Here is a 5,246-nt window from a genome sequence, read left to right on the forward strand (position 1 = left end):
CTGTAGGGCAGACTCGTAGGAGGAAATGGCTTCCTCGTAGCGCCGCAGCATGTGAAGGACATTACCACGCCAGCGCCAGAGGACAGGGTCATCTGTGCGTAGTTGCGACGCTTGGTTGTAGGCAACAAGAGCTTCCGTGTAGCGCTGAAGTTTTTCCAGAGCCTGTCCCTTCTGAAACCATCTCCTGTACTGGTCCTCCTTTGTTAGGGGAGCGTGCTCAACGCTGACTTCAGCAGTGGGTGCCGGAACCGGATGGCGCACGATCGTCGCGTCCTCCAAAGACGGATGAATCGCCGTTTCCTCGACGTGAGCCTGACGCACAATCGTCTCCGCCTCATTGAGTGCTGACGACGTCTGTAGCTCCTGCTTCACCTGGTTCAGCACCGCATTCAGGTCGTGCGTAACGGCGTCTGACTGGCTGCGATCGTCAGTGCACGACGAAACCAGTGTCTCATCCTCTACATCTGCTGTTAGCAGCAGCCTGCCATGCAGTTGGGCTAAGGCACGCCTGCGTCCCTCGACTGCCGTGTGCAACTCCGGTTTGATCTGAAGGGCGCGATCATATGCCGCGATCGCCGCTTCAGGCTGCTGCAACTGCTCTAGGAGTCTGGCACGATCGAGCCACGCCCAGCAGTTATCAGGCTGAAGCTGCACTACCCGGTAATAGGACGCCACAGCATCCTCGTACCGCTGTAATTTTTCGAGCAAGGTCGCCCGCTTGAACCAAACCACGTGATCATCCGGCTGAAGTTCAACGACGCGATCGTAGGAGGCAATGGCGTCTTCGTACCGCTCCAAGTTCTCCAATGCCATTCCACGCATCAGCCACGCCAATGAGTCGTCTGGGTTCTGCGCGATCGCGCGTTCACAGGCAACCACGGCTTCGTCGTAGTGCTGCAAATCATAAAGCGTATCGACTCGCTGTAAGGTACTTAGCACCCGCTTGCGGCTTTGAATTGCCAGTTGAAAATCGGGTTTGAGTTGAGCAGCGCGATCGTAGGCAGCGATGGCGTCATCAAACCGCCGCAGATCCTCTAAAACTCTGCCACGATCGTGCCACGCCCAGTAGTTTTTTGGCTGGAGTTGCACTACCTGATCGTAAGACTCTAAAGCATCCTCATGCCGCTGTAAGGCTTCGAGCATGCCACCGCGCTTGTACCACGCCAGATAATCATCCGGCTGAAGTTGAACGACGCGATCGTACGCAGCGGTTGCCTCATCGTGGCGGCTCAAATTTTCGAGGGCAATGCCACGCTTGAACCACGTCAAATAGTCGTTTGGCATCGCTTGAATGACGCGATCGTATGCGGCGATCGCCTCTTTGTAGCGCTGGAGTTGAAATAGATCATCCCCCCGCTCTAACCAGGCTAGATGTCCATCAAAGCTGACGATAGTTGATTCGGACAGCAGCGTTTCAGCGGTTGCAACATGGGTTAGAGGCGCTAGCGCCTCTAACGCCTCTTTCGCCGAAGGATAGCGCTGGCGATAGTCGTAGCGCACCATCGTATCGAGAATATCTGCAAAGGCTGGGCTGACCTGAACGCGATCGCGCCAAATAATCTCACTCGTGGTAGGGTCTTCAGGAAATCGCTGCGGATTAATGCCCGTCAAGCACTGAATTGCCATCATGCCAACCGCATAGATGTCACTGCTATATCGAGGCTTTCCGGCAAGCTGTTCGTTCGGCATATAGCCTGACGAGCCAATTGCCATCGTCATTGACCCCTGCGGGTCGTCCTCAGTCTGCAAGCTAACTTGCTTCACGGCACCAAAGTCAATTAGCACGAGGCGTCGATCGCTTTTTCGCCGAATCAAATTAGACGGCTTGATATCGCGATGAACCACCTGCTGCTGATGGACGAACTCCAAAACGGTTAGTACATCCTGAATTAGGGGAATTACGTCTGGCTCAGTCAGACAACCTCGCGCTTTGAGTTCTTCGCTCAGCACGTCGCCCTCAATAAACTCCTGCACGAGGTAGAAGTCGTGTGCTTCCTCAAAGTGGGCAAACAAGCGGGGAATTTGGTCGTGATCGCCCAACGCATACAGCACTTGCGCTTCCGTATCAAACAGCCGAGCCGCCATTTGCAGCGCCTCACTCGTCGTCACTCTCGGCTGCAACTGCTTAACAACACAATGGGGCTTACCCGGCAGATGCAAGTCCTCGGCTAAATACGTTTGACCAAAGCCACCGCCGCCTAAATAGTCAGCAAGCTGGTAGCGTCCCCCCAGGGTTTTACCCAACATCACAGGTGGTTGTCTCATTGCTTAGAACTCGATCGCGCTCAGGAAACCTGCGTGAATTCTTGGTGAGCGACAGCTTTACACAGCATCTGAGGGCTGAATCCGCTTGAGCTAACGCCAATCAAATGACACTCCAAACGTGCAACAGCTTAGCAAGTGATGAAATGTAACGGCACCTGCGAACGTTCCAGCTTATTCCAATATTTACAAACCTCTTCCCTAGCTTGTCAGCAGAATCACTCAAGCAGTTCCAGCCGAATCTACCTTTAGTCGAGTGCTCAAATACGTTGAAGACCAGAAAATAGAGGTCAACCTAATCTGAATGAACAATGGCACTCAAACTTACGGTTCCAACCCTGAATAGCTCTGAAGCAGCACAAGAACTCAAAGAAACCATCCTGACCTCTGAACCCAACGCCCATGTTGAGGTTGATCCAGAGACCAAGACGGTTACAGTTGAGTCACAAGCATCCGAGGAAACCTTCAAGCAGCTGATTACAGCAGCAGGACATCAAATTGAAGGTTAAATGCTGAACGATTAATGCGATCGTTCTAACTAGGAATCTTAGTTAGCAGCGGCTCCAACCAAGGTTGGAACTGATCGCGTCGAAAGATCTGGGCGCGATGACGATAGTCGTACCGCACCAGGCTAGGCAGTCCATGCTTGCGAACGCAGTCTCTTAACCAGGACGCAACGCCGCGCCCCTCTCCCGGTTGCATTTCTTCTTGGAACGGACCGTACATCAGCACGAGTCCGCCGTGAGCTTGTAGCGGAGCGTCTTGCTCAATTAGGCTGGCTAGCTTCGATGAAGCGGCAGTTGTTTCGTGGCTAGAAGTTTGCAGTTCACTCCAAGTCCGGCTGAGGCGCTCTTTTTGTGGCTTTGCTGGATTGTAGCGATTGGAGGAACTGTGGGCTGAGTGTGAGGCGGAATGAGATTTGTGACGCGCATGTCTTTGTGGCATAAAACTCCTAATTAGAAAGAACAAGGTAAAGGACAACGTAGGTGTACACAAACCATCCAAATAAAAAGCCAACCTGTCTCCTCCTGACTATATGCAGGACCATCGGAGCAGACAGGTTGCGAGTAAGTAAATAGCAATGATGGTCGTTGAAGTGAAAATCCCTGTAGATAAATAGTAACCAATTTTTACGTTTGGCGACACTTTCTTGAAGCTCCCATTCTTAAGATTTATGGAGTTTAGTCGCTGACAAATGCCTGATCATGCATCCTTAAAGTCTTTAAAGGATGTGGACTAGAGCGATACAGAAATCAAATTTCTGATAAGTTAGCTTGAGCGAACACTTTTTAAGTAAATGGTAGGACCATGACTGTCTGTGAATATAGGGCAGGGCTAGAAGGGATTCCCGCAACGCAATCGAGCATTAGCTTCGTCGATGGACAGCGGGGAGTCCTAGAGTATCGAGGGATTCCGATCGAAGAACTCGCAGAGCGCAGCACATTTCTAGAAACGGCATATTTGCTGATTTGGGGCGAGCTGCCAACCAACGATGAGTTGAGTTTGTTTGAGCACGAGATTCGCTACCATCGGCGGCTGAAGTATCGCATTCGTGACATGATGAAGTGCTTTCCCGAAAGCGGACATCCGATGGATGCTCTACAAGCATGTGCGGCAGCTCTTGGCTTGTTCTATTCACGCCGCGCCCTCGACGATCCCACCTACATCCGCGCGGCAGTAGTCCGGCTGTTGGCAAAGATTCCCACCATGGTTGCCGCAATTCAGCTAATGCGGAAAGGGAACGACCCCATTCAGCCCCGCGATGATTTGGATTATGCTGCCAACATCCTCTACATGTTGAACGAGCGCGAACCCGATCCATTAGCTGCCCGCATCTTTGATATCAGCCTGCTGCTGCATGCAGAGCATACGATCAACGCTTCAACCTTCTCTGCGATGGTCACAGCATCGACGCTGACCGATCCTTATGCCGTAGTTGCCTCGGCGGTAGGAACTCTAGCGGGACCTCTCCACGGCGGAGCCAGTGAGGAAGTGATTCTAATGCTGGAAGAAATTGGCTCGGTCGAAAATGTTCGCCCCTATCTAGAAGAGCAGCTTGCCTCCAAAGCCAAAATTATGGGCTTTGGGCACCGAGTTTACAAAGTTAAGGACCCCCGTGCCACCATCTTGCAGCAGATGGCAGAAAAGCTGTTTGAGAAGTTTGGGCGGGATGACTATTACGACATCGCCGTTGAACTGGAGAATGCGGTGGCGGAGAAGCTGGGGCATCGAGGTATTTTCCCCAATGTTGACTTCTATTCGGGCTTGGTCTACCGCAAGTTGGGCATTCCGACCGACCTGTTCACGCCCGTGTTTGCCATCTCACGCACCGCGGGTTGGCTTGCGCACTGGAAGGAGCAACTTGCCGAGAACCGAATTTTTCGCCCAACGCAAATTTACACCGGGCTGCATGACGCTCCGTATATTCCGATCGAGAAGCGATAACCCGATCGCCTGTCAAATAGGGGGCGAGACCCCTCTTGTATTTCAGTGTTTCCCCTGCGACCATATTTGCAAGTGACGATTTTCAGGAACTCCAGCCCTCAAGCTTTACGGCTTCGAGGGCTTCTTTCTTTTGTAGCAGTATTAACGTAGCTGCTTTAACCACTCGTGGCTAAGCGCTAATTGCTGTTATAGCTATCCTACAGACATACAGTTCATGCAGTAATTTCTCTATGTCTGACCCCTAATCTATCTATATCTTTATGACTATCCCGAAGCGTAGATCCAACGATATACTAGGGACGCATGGACACTGTAACAACTCTGTTACTAGGAACTGCTTCGCCTGTAGTGGGGCATTCAAGAGAGAGCTGTTACTTTGTTCCCGTGAGAACACTGAGGGAGTGCCCAGGTAAAAAATGAACTCAGGAATCGATTTACAAGAAAGCTTTGTTCGATCGCTCATGGAGTTGGGCATCCCGGCAGGTGCTGCTAAGGCGATCTGGATGCCCCTGCCGATGCTGCTGATGATTGTGGTGGCG

General features: G+C 51.9%; 4 protein-coding genes and 1 pseudogene. 3 read left to right on the forward strand and 2 right to left on the reverse strand.

Annotated features, from left to right (window positions below; genetic code table 11):
- Nucleotides 1-2,265: tetratricopeptide repeat protein (locus H6F43_RS13655; RefSeq protein ID WP_190343289.1), on the reverse strand; the 2,265-nt coding region annotated here is incomplete at its 3' end.
- Between the two features lie 308 nt (nucleotides 2,266-2,573).
- Between H6F43_RS13655 and H6F43_RS13660 the strand changes: the two genes are divergently transcribed.
- Nucleotides 2,574-2,771: a cation transporter gene (locus H6F43_RS13660; protein WP_190343290.1), complete on the forward strand. Its 198-nt coding sequence runs from the start codon at nucleotides 2,574-2,576 to the stop codon at nucleotides 2,769-2,771.
- Nucleotides 2,772-2,796: 25 nt separating this feature from the next.
- Here the strand turns inward: H6F43_RS13660 and H6F43_RS13665 are convergent, their stop codons facing one another.
- Complete coding sequence (locus H6F43_RS13665) at nucleotides 2,797-3,207, reverse strand: hypothetical protein (protein WP_190343291.1); 411 nt, start codon at nucleotides 3,205-3,207, stop codon at nucleotides 2,797-2,799.
- A 363-nt stretch (nucleotides 3,208-3,570) separates the two neighbouring features.
- On the opposite strand from H6F43_RS13665, the gene H6F43_RS13670 reads away from it, so the two are divergent.
- A complete protein-coding gene (locus H6F43_RS13670; protein WP_190343292.1) occupies nucleotides 3,571-4,707 on the forward strand; it encodes a citrate synthase in 1,137 nt (378 codons plus the stop codon).
- A gap of 416 nt (nucleotides 4,708-5,123) precedes the next feature.
- Nucleotides 5,124-5,246, forward strand: a pseudogene (locus H6F43_RS23165) (NADH-quinone oxidoreductase subunit H); the annotation flags it as partial.

It is taken from the genome of Leptolyngbya sp. FACHB-36, assembly GCF_014695955.1.
Classification (GTDB): Bacteria; Cyanobacteriota; Cyanobacteriia; order Leptolyngbyales; family Leptolyngbyaceae; genus FACHB-36.

What these genes read in the sequence shown, in the direction of transcription:
- H6F43_RS13660 (WP_190343290.1), top strand. Translation starts at nt 2,574, where the DNA reads ATGGCACTCAAACTTACGGTTCCAACCCTGAATAGCTCTGAAGCAGCA.
- H6F43_RS13665 (WP_190343291.1), bottom strand. Translation starts at nt 3,207, where the DNA reads ATGCCACAAAGACATGCGCGTCACAAATCTCATTCCGCCTCACACTCA.
- H6F43_RS13670 (WP_190343292.1), top strand. Translation starts at nt 3,571, where the DNA reads ATGACTGTCTGTGAATATAGGGCAGGGCTAGAAGGGATTCCCGCAACG.